13 protein-coding genes, 1 tRNA gene and 1 pseudogene are annotated in these 17,625 nt (G+C 63.8%); 7 read left to right on the forward strand and 8 right to left on the reverse strand.

Features of this window, described 5'->3' with window-relative positions; all coding sequences use genetic code 11:
- Positions 1 to 43: 43 nt before the first annotated feature.
- Genes AC6UUM_RS15135 through AC6UUM_RS15145 form a run of 3 tightly spaced genes read right to left on the reverse strand, consistent with a single transcriptional unit; the run spans position 44 to position 5,423 of the window.
- Positions 44 to 1,252 (reverse strand): acetate/propionate family kinase, encoded by a 1,209-nt coding sequence (locus AC6UUM_RS15135; RefSeq protein WP_500803074.1) that lies wholly within the window; start codon positions 1,250 to 1,252, stop codon positions 44 to 46.
- The gene (locus tag AC6UUM_RS15140) at positions 1,249 to 3,834 is read right to left on the reverse strand and encodes a cation-translocating P-type ATPase (RefSeq protein ID WP_500803075.1); all 2,586 of its coding nucleotides are present in this window, start codon (positions 3,832 to 3,834) and stop codon (positions 1,249 to 1,251) included. The genes AC6UUM_RS15135 and AC6UUM_RS15140 overlap by 4 nt, the downstream gene beginning before the upstream one ends.
- Before the next feature lie 17 nt (positions 3,835 to 3,851).
- Entirely contained in the window at positions 3,852 to 5,423 is a 1,572-nt protein-coding gene (locus AC6UUM_RS15145; RefSeq protein WP_500803076.1) for an oleate hydratase, read from the reverse strand.
- 365 nt (positions 5,424 to 5,788) lie between these two features.
- Here AC6UUM_RS15145 and AC6UUM_RS15150 point away from each other — a divergent pair, with 365 nt between their 5' ends.
- From AC6UUM_RS15150 to AC6UUM_RS15165, 4 genes are read left to right on the forward strand one after another with little or no spacing between them, the layout of a single operon-like run.
- Positions 5,789 to 7,465, forward strand: a complete 1,677-nt coding sequence (locus tag AC6UUM_RS15150; RefSeq protein ID WP_500803077.1) for an MFS transporter — start codon at positions 5,789 to 5,791, stop codon at positions 7,463 to 7,465.
- On the forward strand, positions 7,462 to 8,559 hold the full coding sequence (locus AC6UUM_RS15155) for an HlyD family secretion protein (RefSeq protein ID WP_500803078.1): 1,098 nt from the start codon (positions 7,462 to 7,464) through the stop codon (positions 8,557 to 8,559). The genes AC6UUM_RS15150 and AC6UUM_RS15155 overlap by 4 nt, the downstream gene beginning before the upstream one ends.
- On the forward strand, positions 8,556 to 9,938 hold the full coding sequence (locus tag AC6UUM_RS15160; protein WP_500803079.1) for an efflux transporter outer membrane subunit: 1,383 nt from the start codon (positions 8,556 to 8,558) through the stop codon (positions 9,936 to 9,938). The genes AC6UUM_RS15155 and AC6UUM_RS15160 overlap by 4 nt, the downstream gene beginning before the upstream one ends.
- 41 nt (positions 9,939 to 9,979) lie before the next feature.
- Positions 9,980 to 10,102, forward strand: a complete 123-nt coding sequence (locus AC6UUM_RS15165; protein ID WP_500803080.1) for a hypothetical protein — start codon at positions 9,980 to 9,982, stop codon at positions 10,100 to 10,102.
- Between the two features lie 153 nt (positions 10,103 to 10,255).
- On the opposite strand, the gene AC6UUM_RS15170 is transcribed toward AC6UUM_RS15165, so the two are convergent.
- Positions 10,256 to 12,274 carry an AsmA family protein gene (locus tag AC6UUM_RS15170; protein WP_500803081.1) on the reverse strand — a complete coding sequence of 673 codons (2,019 nt, stop codon included), beginning with the start codon at positions 12,272 to 12,274 and terminating at the stop codon, positions 10,256 to 10,258.
- A 162-nt stretch (positions 12,275 to 12,436) separates the two neighbouring features.
- Between AC6UUM_RS15170 and AC6UUM_RS15175 the strand changes: the two genes are divergently transcribed.
- On the forward strand, positions 12,437 to 13,657 hold the full coding sequence (locus AC6UUM_RS15175; RefSeq protein WP_500803082.1) for an acyl-CoA dehydrogenase family protein: 1,221 nt from the start codon (positions 12,437 to 12,439) through the stop codon (positions 13,655 to 13,657).
- 91 nt (positions 13,658 to 13,748) lie between these two features.
- Positions 13,749 to 13,835 (forward strand) — tRNA-Leu (locus AC6UUM_RS15180).
- Between the two features lie 301 nt (positions 13,836 to 14,136).
- Here the strand turns inward: AC6UUM_RS15180 and AC6UUM_RS15185 are convergent.
- Entirely contained in the window at positions 14,137 to 14,820 is a 684-nt protein-coding gene (locus tag AC6UUM_RS15185) for a LysR family transcriptional regulator substrate-binding protein (protein WP_500804991.1), read from the reverse strand.
- A 15-nt stretch (positions 14,821 to 14,835) separates the two neighbouring features.
- Positions 14,836 to 15,009, reverse strand: a pseudogene (locus tag AC6UUM_RS15190) (LysR family transcriptional regulator); the annotation flags it as partial.
- Positions 15,010 to 15,111: 102 nt separating this feature from the next.
- Between AC6UUM_RS15190 and AC6UUM_RS15195 the strand changes: the two are divergent.
- Positions 15,112 to 16,008, forward strand: coding sequence for a LysR family transcriptional regulator (locus AC6UUM_RS15195; RefSeq protein WP_500803083.1), 897 nt, complete (start codon positions 15,112 to 15,114; stop codon positions 16,006 to 16,008).
- A gap of 24 nt (positions 16,009 to 16,032) precedes the next feature.
- Here AC6UUM_RS15195 and AC6UUM_RS15200 read toward each other — a convergent pair whose 3' ends face one another.
- Both AC6UUM_RS15200 and bufB read right to left on the reverse strand, forming a co-directional pair.
- Complete coding sequence (locus AC6UUM_RS15200) at positions 16,033 to 16,806, reverse strand: HvfC/BufC family peptide modification chaperone (protein WP_500803084.1); 774 nt, start codon at positions 16,804 to 16,806, stop codon at positions 16,033 to 16,035.
- Entirely contained in the window at positions 16,779 to 17,618 is an 840-nt protein-coding gene (gene bufB, locus AC6UUM_RS15205; protein WP_500803085.1) for an MNIO family bufferin maturase, read from the reverse strand. Before bufB ends, AC6UUM_RS15200 begins: the two co-directional genes overlap by 28 nt.
- Positions 17,619 to 17,625: the final 7 nt, after the last annotated feature.

Raw genomic sequence — 17,625 nt, forward strand, 5'->3', positions numbered from 1 at the left:
ATGAAGGTTAGCCGCGCAGCGTTGCTGTCAGCAGGGTCGGAAACTACACCGTCATTTGCGCGGGTGCGGTGAAGTTACGGACCAGGCGCGCGATCATGATTTCCTCGTCGGTCGCGATAACGCGGACGGTTGCAGCGGCGTGGTCGGCGGATATCACCGACGCGCCGGCCGTGTTCCGCGCCGCATCGATGCTGATGCCAAGAAAACCAAGGCCATCGCAAATCGCTGCCCGAATGGCTGGGGCATGCTCGCCGATGCCGCCGGCAAAAACCAGCGTGTCGAGCCCACCCAGCGTCGCTGCGAACGCCCCGATCCGCTGCTTCACGAGATACGTGTATAATTCGATCGCTTCGGCAGCGCGATGGTCCGTGGGCGCGCTGGCCAGCAGTTCGTGCATGTCGCCGCTGGTTTCCGAAATGCCCAGCAGCCCCGATTCAAAATTGAGCATGTGGTGGAATTGTGCCTGCGTCAGTGCGTTGCTGCCCGCCAGATAGCGGCCCAGGCCGGGATCGATATCGCCCGAACGTGTCGCCATCATCACGCCCGACGCCGGAGTGAAGCCCATGCTGGTGTCCACAGGCCGGCCATGATGGACCGCCGAAAGGCTGCTGCCGCTGCCCAGATGCGCGAGGATGATCCGGCCATCGGCAGCGCCTGAACCCGCCAGCCGGCGCAGCGCGTGCATCAGATACTCATATGACAGACCGTGAAAGCCATAGCGCCGCACCAGGCCGTGCTGATAGCGGCGCGGGATGGTCAGTCTTTGCGCCACCGGCGGCAGATCGTGGTGGAAGCCGGTGTCGAAACAGCCAATCTGGGGGATGCCGGGGAAACAGCGCGCAGCCGCTTCCACCAGCGCGAGTTCGGGCGGCATATGATCGGGATCGAGCGGCGCCAGCCGGCGCAAGGCGGCGACGGTTTCGGGGTCGAGCAGGTGTGCGGCAACGAAATCAGGACCGCCATGCACGATGCGATGCCCGATGGCGATCGGCCGGCAATGCCCAAGGGCCTTGGCGATATGGGCCAGAAGCGTCGCGATGGCAGCGGCATGATCGGCGGCGGATACCGCCGCTTCCTCCATGTGCCGCGTGCCTGAACGCAGCCGCGCGTGCGGCCCGATGCGGTCGATTGCGCCGGACCAGACGCGGTCCGGGCCGACGCCCGCAAAAAGCGCGAATTTGATGCTAGAAGAACCGCCGTTCAGCGTGAGGATGCTGCCATCGGGGACCGCTATCCTGCCAGTCGTCGTCACGCGGCGACCGGGTTGGACGAACTGATCGCTGGCGCCAGGATCGCGCGATTGGCAAAGGGTTTGAGGATTTCAAGCGCCAGGAACAGCAACCCGCCAAGCCCGGCTGCGACCGCAAGATCAGCCCCACGCAAATGCTGGAAGCGCAGGATCGTCTGCACTGCCGGGACGAGCAGGATGGTGGCGGCAACCAGCGAGATCGCGGCAAACACCAGGGCGAGCGCCCGGTTTTTCTGGCCCAACGCGTCGCGCAGCGAGGTGCTGAACGAACGATTGACGAGGATGAGCGCCAGGATCATCGCGATCAATGCAAAGAATGTCAGCGCGCGCACCTCGCCTTCGGGCATGGCGCGGTAGCTCGCGACAAGGAACAGCGTTGCCAGCAGGACGAAGGCGATCACACCCTGCAACACGCTCCAGCCGATCATCCGCCACGAGAACAACCGCTCGTCCGCAGCGCGCGGTGGCCGACGCATGATGTCCTGTTCGGCGTTTTCCGCTTCAAAAACCAGCGCGCAGACAGGGTCGATCACCATTTCGAGCAAGGCGATGTGGATCGGCCCGAACAACAGGGGCAGGCCCATCACCAAAGGCAACAGCGCCAGGCCGGCAATCGGGACATGCACGGCGAAGATGAACGCCATCGCCTTGCGGATATTGTCATAAATGCGCCGCCCCAGCCCGATCGCCGTCACGATCGCGCCGAAATCATCGTCGAGCAGGACAATTGCCGATGCTTCGCGCGCGACATCGGTGCCGCGCTTGCCCATGGCAATTCCGATGTGCGCCGATTTCAGCGATGGCGCGTCGTTGACGCCATCACCGGTCATCGCGACGATCTCGCCGCGCGCCTTGAAGGCCGTGACGATGCGCAATTTCTGTTCGGGCATGATCCGCGCAAAGACCGTCACCGTCTTCAGCCGCTCCGCCAATTGTGTGTTGTCCAACGCTTCAAGATCGGCGCCGGTCAGCACATCGCCGGCGGCGATCCCCGCCTGCGCAGCGATGGCGCGCGCGGTGGCGGCATGGTCGCCGGTAATCATCACCACCCTGATTCCCGCCGACCGACATTGCTCCAGCGCCGCGGGCACACTGGCACGCAACGGATCGGCGAGGCCGACAAGGCCCGTTAGCGTGAAGGCAAATGCCCGCATGGTTTCAGGCCAGTCGGAACTCGACGTCCTCGCTTCGGCCACCCCCAGCACCCGAATGCCGCGCGATGCCATCGCCTCCACACCAGCCATCATTGCGGCCTGCTGTGCCGGATTCAATCGGCACAAGTTCGCGATCGCTTCGGGCGCGCCCTTTGCAGACACGTTGTAGTCACCGGGCGCCCCGGCAGCCTTCCAGACATTGGCCATCGCCAGCAATTCCGGCCGCAGACCATAGGCGTGAACCAGTTGTGCCCCCGCATCTGCGGGCAGGGCACCTGGCACGGCGATGATCGCAACCTCCATCGGGTCCACCGGATCGATGGCGCTGGCCCGCACGCTGGTGCCGATGATGGGCGCAAATTCCTTGGGCAAAGGCGCGTCGGGTACAAGTTTCATCGCCTCGCCGGTTGGCAACCAGACTTCGGCAACCTGCATGCGGTTTTCGGTCAACGTGCCGGTCTTGTCGGTGCACAACACGGTGGCCGCGCCCAGCGTCTCGATGGCTGCTGCCCGGCGGGTCAGCACCCCGGCCTGGCCGATCCGCCACGCACCCATGGCGAGGAATATGGTGAGGACGACCGGGAACTCTTCGGGCAGCATCGACATGCCGATGGCAATGCCGGCCAGAACGGCATCGATCCAGCCGCCGCGCAGCAGCCCGTAAAGCAGCACCACCGCCAGGGCGAACGCACTCCCGCCCAGCGCACACAGCTTGACGATCCGCGCCGTTTCCGCACGCAAGCGCGGTGCTTCGCTATCGAGCGTCGCCAGCGAGGCACCGATCTTGCCGATCTCGCTGCGCGCGCCGGTCGCGCTTACAATGGCCAGGCCATTGCCCCGGACGACAAGCGAGCCCGAATAGACAAAGGGCTGCGCATCGCCGCCCGGACGATGATCGGCGCCCGGGTCCGCCGCGGCCAACGCAAGCTTGGTGACCGGCAGCGATTCACCGCTGAGCAATGATTCGTCGATCTGCAAGTCGCTGGCTTCGTGCAGGGTCGCGTCCGCTGCCACCCTGTCGCCCTGTTCGAGCACAAGCAGGTCGCCGGTGACGACATCGCGCCCGGCGATGCGAACGCGCATCCCATTGCGGACAACCAACGCGCGCGGTGCCGACAAATCGCGCAAGGTGTCGAGGACATGTTCGGTGCGGGCTTCCTGCACCACGGTAACGCCCACGGAAAAGGTGGCAAAGCCCAGCAGGATCAGCGCTTCCGCCAGATTGCCCAGCAGAAGATAAGCAAGACCGCCGGCCAGCAGCAAGGCCAGCATCGGTTCGCGCACCACCTCGCCGGCAATCCCGATGACCGATCGCCGGCCGGTCTTGGCGAGCGCGTTCGGGCCATGCGCCGCCAGCGCCGCGTCGACAGCGGCGGTGTCGAGACCGGCTCGATCGAATGGCAGTGCGCTGACCGGGGCTCGATCGTTCATCGGCTTGTGGCCCCCGATCAGCGATGCATGGTGCGGATCGCGTCAACGATGACCTGCGGGCTGTGCAGGCCCTTGTAGACGGGCGGCGGCTGCTTATCGAGCTTGAGCAGCGTGTACACCGCCGTCATCGCGCACCTGACCGAATATTCGACAGTGAACACCACGTCGTCGGGTTGTTCGGCATATTGGCCCATGAAGGCGAGGTTGGTCGATCCATCGGGAACCACCTTTGGCCGGTCCTTGCCGGTTCTCACCATGAACTGGCTGGTGATGTAAGGCATGGTGCAGGGAATGCAGTTCGATGCTGCCATGATCGCAGCGGTATCGCCTTGCGCAAAGTGCAGATGGCCGAGCACCTCCTCCAGGATTTCGGCGCCGGTGCACGCGATCATCGGTTTCTTGACGTAATCGCCGGGCCGGTCATGGAACAGGCCATAACCCCACCAGACAAAGACCCCTTCGGGTTGCCCGACGAAGAACGGCTGGTGATAGATCGAAATGGTGATCAGCCAGTTGGAATCCTTGAAGGTGATCAAACCGCCAGCACCGGCAGGTTGCCCGCTGAATTTTTCCATCAGCTCGAAGAACAGCGGCTCCTTGACGGTGACCGTATAGGAAATCCACGACGATTCCGCGATCACGCCATTGAACGCCAAAGGATTGCCGAATTGCGGCCGACCTTCGGCAAGGGTTTCCCACAATTGCCAGGCGCCGGATTTGCCGCTGCGATCAAACGGCGCCGGCGTCGTCATCGATCCGAACGTCTTGTCGGCGGTCATCGAGCCGTTGGTGACAAAAACCAGATCGGTCGGGTCGACATCGATGCGGTCGGCAACGCCCGCCGTGGTGATATCGATCCCGATTACCGTGATCAGCTTGCTGTCGGACGCGAAGCCCAGATCATTGACGCGCACACCGGACCGGAAATCGACCTCGCGATCCTTCAGCCAACGCACCATCGGCACGATGAAACTGTCATACTGGTTGTAAAGGCTCCGGTAGATACCTTCCTGCGTATCGATCGTCGAAAAATGGTGGATGAAGCGCTGCAGATAGCGCTTGAACTCGATCGCACTGTGCCAGCGTTCAAAGGCAAACAGCGTGCACCATTCCATCCAGAAGTTGGTTTCGAAAAAATGCGCGCCGAAACAGTCGGTAATGCGCTTGCCATCGAGCATGAATTCCGGTTCGGCGATGATCTTGACGAGATCGATCCGGTCGCGCTCCGAAAATCCCAGGGTGTGAAAATCGGGCACATGGCCGTCGCGGTCAACCAGCCGAACCTTGTTGTGCCACGGCAATCTGGCGTTGGCCTGATCGGTCTCTTCCTTCACCGAGATATTGGGATTGCTGACGGATGGGATCGACGCCATCAGATCGAAGGTGCACTGATACATCGCTTCGAACATGCGACTGCCGCTCATGAAATAGCCGTTTTCGGCATCGCCATGGGCATCGAACGCACCGCCGAACGCATGGCTCTCCTCGAAGATCACGATGTCATTGCCGGAAACACCCCCATCGCGAATGAGGATGACCGCACCCGCCAATGATGCAATGCCACTTCCGACGAAATAATATTTGCTCATCAATCAATGACCTTGCCACGATCTGAAATCATTCTGCGCCCCAGATGATCAAAGCATTTGATCTATAACAAATGCACGAATTTCTAAGGTAGAGAAAAAGCCTAACAGCGAAGAGTCACGCGCCAGCAGACTCGGAAAATACTCAGCTTTATGACAATTTTCTGCGTTTTGAATGTTCGGAACTATTGCTGACGACAAGGGTTGAAGCTGCTCCTCTTCGCCCTGCGCAATTTCCGGTTCTGTGGACGTCAGGCCACCGGCTCCGCAATGTCATTTCTTGCAGGCCAGTTTCCTGAACTGAAAGCGGAACCAGACCCGAGGGCCGGTGTTTCTCCAGCGTACCACAACCAAAGGCACACCTGATCGTGAGCAGTGCCGTACCCGTTTATGTGTTCAAGCCGCACGAGCGACCAACCCTGCCAGGCTCGCCGGCAAATCCCGATCATCCCGCGCACCGCCGGATCCTCTATCTTCTGGCCGCGATCCTGATCGGGATCACGGGCGGCCTCGGCAGTGCGTTCGTCACTGCCAACCTGCCGTTCGTCCAGGGCACGCTGGGCCTCTCGCCCGACCAGGGGGCCTGGCTGCTCGCGGCCTATTACATGACCAATGTCACCGCCAATCTGCTGCTGATCAAGTATCGCCAGCAGTTCGGCTTGCAGCCGTTCATCCGCTACATTCTCGGGGCCTATGTGCTCGCGACGGTCGCGCACCTGTTCCTCCACGATTTCTGGTCGACACTGGCGGTTCGCGCGCTCAGCGGGCTGGCGGGGAGCGGCCTCAGCACGCTCACCATCCTCTATTTCATGCAGGGCCTGCCCGCGCCCAAGCGGCTGGCCGGGATCATGCTCGGCATCAGCGTGCCGCAGATTGCCATCCCGCTCGCCCGCGTATTGTCGCCCGATCTGCTGACCTGGGGGGATTGGCGGATGACCTATGTCTTCGAATGCGGCCTGGCGCTGGCGACACTGGCGGCCGTCATCCTTTTGCCGCTGCCGCCCAGCGAGCGCGAACAGGCCTTCGAGCGGACTGATTTCCTGACGTTCGGTTTGCTTGCGCCGGGCTTGTGCCTGGTGATCGCGGTGCTGTGCCAGGGGCGGCTGCGCTGGTGGACCGAAACGCCGTGGATCGGCCTGGCCATCGCAGTGGCGATCGTGCTGATCACGGCCGCGCTCCTGGTCGAACATGGTCGCCGCAATCCGTTGATCAATACGCGCTGGCTCGGCACTGGCGCCATCATCCGGCTGATGCTGGTCGCCGCCTCGGTCCGCATCCTCCTGTCTGAACAAAGCTTCGGTTCGGTCGGCTTTCTCACGGTCGTGGGCATGGGCGTCGAACAGATGTTGACCCTCAATCTCGTCGTGGTGTTGGCCTCCGTCGCTGGCGTGATCGTCATGGTCGCCACGTTCCGGCCGGACGACGTTGGCCTGCCGATCGGCGTTGCCATCCTGATGATCGCGGTCGCGGCCTTCATGGATGCCGGCACGACGAACCTCACGCGTCCCGCCAATTTCTACCTCACGCAGGCGATGATCGGCTTTGCCTCGGTCCTGTTCCTTGGCACCGCGATGGTCATCGGGATGGCGCGCACCTTGCTTGCCGGCACGCAAAACCTGGTCAGCTTCGTCGTGTTGTTCAGCGTGAGCCAGAGCATCGGCGGGCTGGCGGGCTCGGCCGCGTTGGGGACATTCCAGACGCTGCGCGAAAAATTCCATTCAAACGAGCTGGTCCAGCGCATCGTGCTCACCGATCCGCTGGTTGCCGCTCGCATCCGCGGCGGCGGCGGTGCTTTCGGCGCGGTGGTGACCGATCCCGATCAACGCAGCGCTCAGGGACTGGTGCTGCTCGGCCGACAGGTCGCACGCGAGGCGAATATCCTGGCCTTCAACGACGTGTTCCTGGCTGTGGGCGTGCTCGCCAGCGCTGCCCTTGTCTGGACACTGGCGATCCGCGTTTCGATGCGCCGCCGGGGCGAGATTTCGCCGATCATCCAGCTGCAGCAACAGATGCAGGCCCCCCTCAGCCGCGGTGACACGCCATGAATGACATCAGCGCCGAACCGACCGGCACTGCGAAAACACAGGCGCCCGAAACATGGAGCCCGCCCGCCCGATCACGCTGGGCGACGTGGCTTGCTGTTGCGGCCGCGCTGCTGTCCGTCCTCGCCGTCCTTTATGCGTGGCAGCTGTTTCCGTTCGCGGGCAGAGATGAGCGCACGGACAATGCCTATGTGAAGGGCAGCGTGACGATCATCAGTCCCCAGGTCAGCGGCTATGTCACATCGGTGCCGGGCGTGGACTTCGCGTCGGTCAGGCAGGGTCAGATCCTCGCCACGATCGACGACCGGATCTACCGTGCACGGGTGGAACAGGCGCGGGCGAATGTCGCCGCGCAGAATGCGACGCTGGCGAACGCAGCACAGGCCGAACGATCGCGCGCCGCCGCGTTGGGCGCGCAGGACGCAGGCATCGCCAATGCGCAGGCGCAACTGGCACGCGCGCAGGCAGACATGCAGCGCGCCAACGCCCTGGTGGCCGACGGGTCGATCTCTGCACGCGAACGCGATCAGACCCGCGCCGCCTTGTTGCAAGCGCAGGCCGCGCTCGCCCAGGCCCGTTCGGCGCGGGCGATCGGCGCGCAGGACATAAGATCGGTGCAGGTCGGACGTGGGGGGCTGCGTGCCGGAGTCCAGGCCGCCGAAGCCCAGTTGCGGTTGGCGCAAATTGATCTCGACAACAGTATCATCCGCGCGCCAACCGATGGCCAGTTGAGTGAGATCGGCGTCCGCCGCGGTGCCTTCGTGACCGCCGGAACCCAGCTGATGTTTCTGGTACCGCGGACAAATTGGATCATCGCCAATTTCAAGGAAGCGCAGACCCGCGTGATGGCCGTCGGGCAACGTGCGACCTTCACGGTCGATGCGCTTGGTGGCGCGGCGCTGACGGGCCGGATCGAAAGCATGGCCCCCGCGGCGGGCTCCGAGTTCGCTGTGCTCAAGCCGGACAATGCGACCGGCAATTTCGTGAAGGTGGCGCAGCGGATCGCGGTGCGCATCGCGATCGATCCGGAACAGGCGTCTGCAGCGCGGCTGCGACCGGGCATATCGGTCGAAGTGCGGATTGCAACACAGCCGTGATCAAGCCCGCGACGCTTCTGCTGCTGGCCTGCGGGCTTGCTGGCTGTGCCGGGCCGACGGTCGAACGGGCGCGCGTCGCGCCGGTGACGCCGCCATTGCAATGGCGAGAAACGACCAGCACCGGGGCCGCGGTCGATGAGCAATGGTGGCAAGCTTTTGGCGATCCGCAGCTGAACGCACTCGTCGAACGCGGGCTGGCGAACAACAGTGATATCGGCATCGCGATCGGACGGCTGCGCGAAGCGCGTGCGCAGGCCCGATTGGCGCGGGCGCAATCCGTCCCGACACTCGACGCCGGGCTGGGTGCAGCGGCGTCGCGCGCGGCCAGTCCGTTCGGCACCCCGCAGGACTCCATTGGCGCGCAACCGACGCTCCAGATCGCCTATGAGATCGACCTGTTTGGCCGCCTGGCGGATCAATCGGCGGCGGCGCGCAACGCCTTTTTGGCCAGTGCGGCCGCGCGGGATGCTACCCGACTCTGGATCGCCGCCGCCATCGCCAGTTCCTATGTCACGCTGCGCGCGCTCGACGCGCGGCTTGAGGTCGCGCGGCGCACCCTCGATGCACGGCAAGATGCGCTGCGGATTGCGCAATCACGCACCCGCAACGGCTACTCGCCACTGCTCGAACTGCGCCAGGCCGAAGCCGAATATCAGGCGACGCTGCAGATCATGCCGCAGGCACAGCTGGCAATTTTGCGACAGGAAAATGCGCTGAGCATCCTCGTCGGCGATCTGCCGGGTGGGATCGTGCGGGCGCCCACGCTGGGCAGGATTGTCCAACCTGATATTCCCGCGGGTTTGCCATCGGAACTGCTGCGCCGGCGCCCCGATGTGGCGCAGGCCGAATTGCAGCTGGCGGCAAGTGACCGGCTGCTCGCGGCCGCACGCAAGCGCTTCTTGCCGCAAGTGCGATTGACGGGGTCAGCCGGTGCGGCACTGTCGTCGCTGATCGGCGATCCGATCGCGCTGTGGTCGATCGGCGGCAGCATCCTGGCGCCCTTGTTCCAGGGCGGCCGCCTGAGCGCGCAAGCCGAAGCGGCAGGTGCGCAGCGGGATCAGGCGGCCTGGGCCTATCGACGGACTGCGCTTACCGCGTTTCGTGAGGTCGAGGATGCGCTTGCCGCCGCCCGGCACCTGAGCGAGCAGCGGATGGCGATCGCAGCGCAGCGCGATGCCCTTGCCGGCGGCCTTCGCCTCGCGACCAATCGCTTCAGGGCCGGCTATTCGCCATTTCTCGAACAACTCGATGCCCAGCGCGCGCTTTTGAGCGCCGAATTGTCGCTGATCCAGATTGAGGCCGACCAATTGAACAATCGAATTGCGCTATTCCAGGCGATGGGCGGTGGCTGGACAAGTGCGGGTATCCCGACTTCCTGATTGGCGCGCTGCGGGACGAAGCCCAGCGGGAGCGGATCGTGGTGATTGAGACGAAGGGGGAGCAGCTCGAAGGCAACCTCGACACAGTTTACCAGCGCGCGCTTCTCGACACGCTGACGGAGACAATCAAGCGCCGCAGCGCTGTCGAGACAGCGGCCGCCTGAGCCGGGGCAAGCCGTCCGGCCTATCGCATTTTGCCAGATGGCCTTCTGGCCGGGTGCGCTGAGCGGTAAAGCCGTGGTTTCGCTGCGGGGGTTTACCCCCCAGCCGGCGTCATCTTGCGCCTGCGGCACAGCTCTGGCCTGCTCGTTGGCGCCTTAATTCTTCGCCCTGGCGTTTGCGGCCCGGCTGCGCGGCGTGTCGCGTTTGGCGGCCAGGATGGGCGTGCAGTTCACATCCTTTGCATCGCCGATATCGATGAACGCCGCCAGCGCCGCCAGCGGGGTGGCTGCAACCCCAAGCGCCACCCCGGCCGCGCCGCGGGCCAGCAGTTCGCCCGAGATCGGATTGATCGACGGATCGGCGAACCAGCCCTTGATGCGGATCGGCGATTGGCCGGAAAACAGACTGAACTGCTTGCTGTCGCCTTCCAGCGACATCGCCAGTGATTCATCGCCGAAATTGAAACCGCCGCGGCCGCGCAGCACCGTCTTATTGGTATCGATCAGGATCGGATCAGCCACCGCCTTGCCGCCGGTGACGGTGAAGGCGATGATGCCGCAATTGATGTCGCGCTTTTCCTTCAGCCGCTTGCCGATCAGCCCGGTGAGGAAATTCTGCAGATCCAGCTCCGCCAATTCGATATTGCGCAGCCACAACGTGCCGGTAGGCACCACGAAGGCGATGCGACCATTGGCGCTGGCCAGCGATGCGTGCACCGTGTTGCCAATGCCTTGCAGCTGCAGCCGACCGCGCAAGGACGCCGTGGTGCCGGCATCCTCCACCTTGAAGCCGGTGAACAATTTGCCGAGCGGTATCTGCGTCAGGCGGATATCATAATCGGTGCGCACCGACGGCTGGCGCGCGTCGATGGCAATTTCGGCGATCAGCCGCCCGGTGGCGATATCAAACGCCAGCGGCGACAGGCTGAGCAATTTATTGTCCAGCCCCAGGCGCAGCCGCAGATTGGTGAACGGCAATTTGCCGGTGCGCAGCGTTTCGGCGCGATAATCGATGTCGGCATCAAAGGCCCCCAGCGCGTCCACCGCCAGCGGCGCATCGGGCAACAGCCGCGGCCGGCCGGCCACCGTGGTAACCACGCCCCGCCCCGCCTCGATGCGCGCCGGATCATAGCCGACCAGCGGGCCGACATCCTTGATATCCAGCACATTCGACCGCAGTACGCCGACCAGCCTTGGCTTGCGGCGCGCCGCCGTCATCACGGTAAGCGTGCCGGCCAGATCACTGTCCCCGATGCGGCCATTCAATTTGGTCAGGCGATAGTCGCTGCCCAGCCGGGTGAGATTGGCGGCCAGATCATAAGGCCGCGTGGCGGGCAACGGAACGCCAAACAACAGGCCGGGCTCGGCCAGATTGCGGCCCTTCACCGTCAGGCGCAGATCGGCGCCATCCAGCCGCGTGGCACCGGGCAGCGTGCCGGTGAGGGTGATATCGGTGTGGGCGACATTGCCAGCCAGTTCCAGCCCGAGCCGGCCGCCCGCCACGGCCTGGTTGGGGGTGGTCAACCGGCCGCTGATGCGCGCGGCGGCGCCCCTGGTGGTGCCGGTGCCGGCGAACAGCAGCGGGCCATCGATGCGCTGGCCATCGCCCGCCCCCATGCTGCCGGCACTGCCGGCAATGGTGCCCAGCGTGAACATCATGCGCGTGCGCGTGGGCGCATCGATCAACGCGACGCAGCTGTCGGTGGCGGCGGCGCGGAGGATGTCGGGCAGGTCCAGCGGCCCGCCGCCGAACGTCCAGCTGTTGGCCCCGTCTGCCCGGCGCTCGAGGTTCAGCGTCGCACCATCGACACTGACGCGGCTGAGGGTGAGATCGCCGAACAGCGCCTGCCAGATCGGGGCGTCGATCGCGATGCGGCGTGCGGCAAGAAATTGATCGGCCTCGGCCCAGTCCGGATTGGCGACGGTCAGCCCTTCGGCGCGGAAGCGGATGTCGGGCGCCAGATACAGCTGAAAATCACCCGCCACCCGCACGTCGCGGCCGGCACGATCCGAAACCACCCGCTCGAAGGTCGATTTCCAGAAGGCACCCCTGGTCACATATTGATAGACATAGGCGCAGACCATCAGGCCAGCCACCACGCCCACCCCTTTCAGCCACGGCGAAAGGCGGCTGCGGGCCGGGTCTGGCGACTTGTGGGGTGAGCTATGATCCATGATTGTACATTGCATCTTTCCTTCTAAACCTGCGGTGAAGCCGCAGGCCGCACACGCTGCGCCCTACGCAAATGCCCGCTCTTTCCTTTTTGCCAGTGGCCAAGCATGGCGTGGCGTGACAGCGTCTGTTCCGACACAAGCGTCCACCGAAGGGGAAGATCCATGTTTTTCGAATATAGCGACAAGACCAAAGGCCTGATCGAACAGGTCCGCGGCTTCATGGATCAGCATATTTTCCCCAACGAGGAGCGTTACGCCCAGGAAGTGCGGGAAGGCGAGCGCTGGAAGGTTCTGCCAATCATCGAAGAGCTGAAGCCCAAGGCGCGTGAAGCCGGGCTGTGGAACCTGTTCCTCAACATCTGCGATCACGACAAGGGCGAATGGAAAGGCCCGGGCCTGACCAATCTGGAATATGCGCCGCTGGCCGAAGAAATGGGCCGCGCCGGCTGGTCATCGGAAGTGTTCAACTGCTCGGCGCCCGACACCGGCAACATGGAAGTGCTGCGCACCTATGGCACCGAGGAACAGAAGCAGCGCTGGCTGAAGCCGTTGATGGCTGGCGAAATCCGCTCTGCCTTCTTGATGACCGAACCGGCGGTTGCCTCGTCCGACGCCACCAACATCGAGACCTCGATTCGCCGCGAAGGCGATGAATATGTGATCAACGGCCGCAAATGGTGGTCGAGCGGTGTGGGCGATCCGCGCTGCTCCATCGCCATCGTGATGGGCAAGACCGACCCCTCCGCCCCGCGCCACCAGCAGCAGAGCCAGGTGCTGGTCCCGCTCGACACGCCCGGCATCACCAAGCTGCGCCCGCTTTCGGTGTTCGGCTATGATGACGCCCCGCATGGCCATTTCGAAGTGATCCTCGACAATGTCCGCGTACCGGTGAGCAACATGCTGCTTGGCGAAGGCCGCGGCTTTGAAATCGCGCAAGGCCGCTTGGGGCCGGGCCGCATCCACCATTGCATGCGCAGCATCGGCGCCGCCGAACGTGCGCTGGAAAAAATGGTGAAGCGCCTGAAGAGCCGTGTCGCCTTCGGCAAGCCGATTTCCGAACACAGCCTGTGGCATGAGCGCATCGCCGATTCGCGCATCGCTATCGAACAGGCACGGCTGCTGACCCTGAAGGCCGCCTACATGATGGACACGGTGGGCAACAAGGGCGCCGCCAATGAGATCGCCATGATCAAGGTGGTGGCCCCCAACATGAGCTGCCTGATCCACGATCACGCCATCCAGGCCCATGGTGGCGGCGGCGTCTGCCAAGATTACGGCCTGGCCAGCGGCTATGCCGGGCAGCGCACCCTGCGCCTCGCCGACGGCCCGGACGAAGTGCACCGCCAGGCGATCGCCAAGAACGAGCTGCGCAAATATAATTGAGAGCGTGGCAGGCGGGGGAGGGCTTGCACCACGCGCCCTCCCCTGCTACCCGCGCCGTCTGCCGAAGGGGCCTGGCCCCATTCCATCGTGTGCGGCCATGGCGGAATTGGTAGACGCGCAACGTTGAGGTCGTTGTGGCCGAAAGGCCGTGGAAGTTCGAGTCTTCTTGGCCGCACCACACAGTCAGCCATCCCGGGATTGGCCGGGACATTTCGGGATGATACGGGATTTCTGGCCGGCTTTCCGGGGCTTTGCCAGAGCACCCGCAACTCCATGGCGGCGAGAGACGCTTCCAACCGGGCTGATTTTGACCTCTTCGAGCCTTCGTCTCTGCATCGCGCAAAACGGCTGCTGGAGCGATGCACGCTGATGCAGTTATTGATGATTGTAGTTGGCCGTTTTGGCAGCGATCTGACCATCTCGACGATCAGCCATTGTGTGGTCTTCGGACATGAGCCGCACCATGCTGCACCGAGTTCCTATCGCAGGTCCCAGTTCCGTGCCCGCGACGCGCGGAGAAATGCATCGGCAACGGCCGAGCGGCGGCGCCCGGCGATGGCGCCCAGGACAACGGCACGGGTGGTATCGACGCCCATTATCTGCAGCGCCACCATCTTGTCGCCGTGTGACCTGATCGAAAACAGGCTGCCCAGCCCCGCTTCCACAAGCCGATGCATGTCGCCATCGCTGGTCGCGTGGTGCCGCAGGACCGGATCGAAGCCGGCATCCCTGGCCAGAGCCTTCAGGCGCATGGTGCCATCACTGCCGCAATCGACCCACACCTCGTCGCGTAGATCGGCCAGGGTGATGTGCGCCTTGGCGGCCAGCGGGTGATTGCTGTTTGTCACCATCCGATACTCATGCGCATAGAGCGGCCAGGCTTCGAAGCGATCGGGTGCGTCGTCCGGGGCTTCGACAATCACCAGGTCCAGGGTGCCGCTCAGCGCCTGCTCGATCAGATCGCATGAGGTGCCGCTGGTGATCGACAGATCGAAGCCCGGCAGCGAGGCGCCAATTTCGGCAAGCACCTCGTTCAAGGTGCCGGCATCGATCACCGAAGACACGCCCAATGCCAAAGGCGTGACCTGGGTTTTGCCAACACCACGCGCCAGTTGCATCGCCCCCATCGCCGCTTCATAGGTGCGTTCAAGGTGCGGCTGCATCAGCCGGCCAAGATCGGTCAAGTGCGTGCGTGACCGCTCACGGCGAAAAAGCGGGCCGCCAAATTCTTCTTCAAGCTTTTGGATCGCCCTGGTCAGCGAGGGCTGGGTGACGTTGCACTCCGCCGCCGCGCGCGTGAAATTCAAGACGCGCGCCATCGCCAAGAAATATCTGACCTGGTGCATTTCCATATGTGGTCAGTGCTACCTATCGAATCACGATCGTCAATCGCCACTTGGGGACTTTAACATAGTCCGATTCGGAATTAGTGTAGCGTGAAAGCAGAGCGCGCCGTGTCAGATATCACAAACTGGATGAAGAGTTTTGTCGCTGTGGCCGATGCCGGCAGCTTTTCGGCAGCTGCCCTGCGGCTGGATGCCACGCAATCGACCATTTCCAAACATGTCGCCGCGTTGGAACTTTATCTCCAGACCCGCCTGATCCAGCGCACGACCCGGTCTGTCGTGCTCAGCCATGAAGGCGCCGTGTTCTACGAAAGCGCGGTTGTGGCGTTGGCCGCGATCGATGAAGCCGAAGCCGCCGTTGGCCGGATCAGCGCTGCACGCGGCGTGTTGCGGATCACGGCGCCGCTATCGCTGGTCGAGGGACGACTGATGGCGATGCTGAGCGGCTTTCTGGCCAGCAACCCCGGCATCGAGATCGATCTGACATTGTCTGACCATGCGCTCAACCTGGTTGCCGACAACCTCGATCTTGCCGTGCGCGTCGGCCATCTGAGCGATACACGGCTGGTGGCCCGCAAAGTCGGTCTCGCCCGCCGCGTTGCGGTGGCATCGCCCGCCTATCTTCAGGCGCGCGGGCGACCGCGCGTGCCCGGCGATTTGGCAGGCCATAACTGTATTGCCTATTCGTTGAGCAACGCCGGTATGCAGTGGCGATTTTCCGAGGATCTTGCCGTGCCCATTACGGGCACGATGCGGGCCGACAGCCCCAATGCCCTGCGGGCGGCCGTGCTGGCGGATGTCGGCATTGCCGTAAATGCGATCTGGTTGTTTGAACGCGAGCTGGCAGACGGCCGTCTGGAGGTCGTTCTGCCGGATCACCGGCCGCTGCCCTTGCCGATCTCCATCGTGCTGCCGTCGGTGCGGCACGTCGCAGCGCGAACCCGGGCTCTGGTTGAGTATCTGGCCAAGGCCTTTGCCAGTGACCCGCTGCTCGCGCCTGATTGAGCACCAGGCCGGCGCTTGCGGCGTTCAGGCAATGGCCGTGAGCAGTCCGCCCGCAATCCAGCGGCCCAACATGTCGCCGGCCATGGTGGCGACGTCTGCTTCGTCATGCGCCATCGACACCAGGGATCGGCAGATGGCGCCGAAGGTTTCGCCCCTGTGCGCCATCATGATCGCATCATGCTCTGCCATGGCGATGGATTGGAACCGCGGCTGCAGACCGTCGCGCCAAACCGCCACAGCGGCCGGCGCATCGAGCCGCTGCGCCGCGGGCGGTGTCTCGCCGGGCTCAGCCAGGGCATTCCACAATGCCGGCGCATTGGTGACGATGGTGCGCATCGCCAAGGTTGGCACCAGCACGAATCTGGCCGCATCCCAATCGACATCGGCCAGGCTGGCCCGATCCAGGTCCGGCGCATCAGGGCCATCGAAGGCACGCCGCATCGACCAGTCGAGCCAGGCCAGTTCGGCCACTTCCGCATCGTCGGGATAGAGCCGATCGAGCGTGGCATCAAAGCCCAGCCCGAAATCGGACATGGTCCAGCTTTTGGGGGGCACAGCGGCGATGTGGGCGCGGGCGGCTTCATCGAACGCGCTGTCGCCCAGCCAGGCATGGCTGCGCTCAAACGTGTCGCGCAGCGCCGCGATCAGTGCGGCGCGATAGGCATAATGGTAGACGGCCAGACCGCGCTCGGCGGTCGGGCGAACGCCGGCCACATCAGGGCCATCGCCTTTCAGAAAGGCAACAAATTCGTGCTGGAGCGCTGCGAGGCTCATGCCGGCAGCGGTTGCCGCGCGCATTGGCGGGCGGTTTCAAGTTCGGCCAGCAGATCGTCCAGCGGCGGAATATCATCATCGCGTTCGATCATGACCGCGACATCGCCGAAACGGCCGATGGCATCGGCATAAAGCTGCCACACCGGATCAGGGACCGGATGATCATGCGTGTCGATCAGCAGCCCGTCGCGGCCGGCGCTGTGCCCGGCGAGATGGATCTGGCGGACGCGGTCGACGGGAATGGCGTTGATATAGGCTTGCGGATCAAAGCCATGGTTGCGGCCGCTGACATAGATATTGTTGATGTCGAGCAGCAGATAGCAGCCGGTTTGCCGGGTCAGCGCGGCCAGAAAATCCCATTCGCTCATCGCATCGTCAACATAGGTCAGATAGCTTGACGGATTCTCGATGAGCATGGCGCGGCCGAGCACATCCTGGGCCTGGGTGATGTTGGCAGCGGCAACCTTCAGGGCTTCATCGGTATAGGGCAGCGGCAGGAGATCGTGGGAGTTGAAACCCTGAATCCCCGTCCAGCACAGATGATCGGATACCCACAGCGGCTGGATGCGATCGGCCAGCGCCTTCAAGCGGGCCAGATAATCGCCGTCGAGACCATGGGCCGCGCCGATGGACATGGAGACGCCGTGCAGTGCGACGGGATAATGGGCCCGAACCTGATCGAGCACATGCAGGGGCCGGCCACCAGCGACCATGAAGTTTTCGGAGATGACCTCGACAAAATCGACTGGGGCCGCACCGTCGAGGAAGGCAGGATAATGCGGCGCGCGCATACCCAGACCAAAGCCGGCAAAGCGCGCAACCTGATTGGTCGTCATCGGTCGC

Source organism: Sandarakinorhabdus sp., from assembly GCF_987265915.1.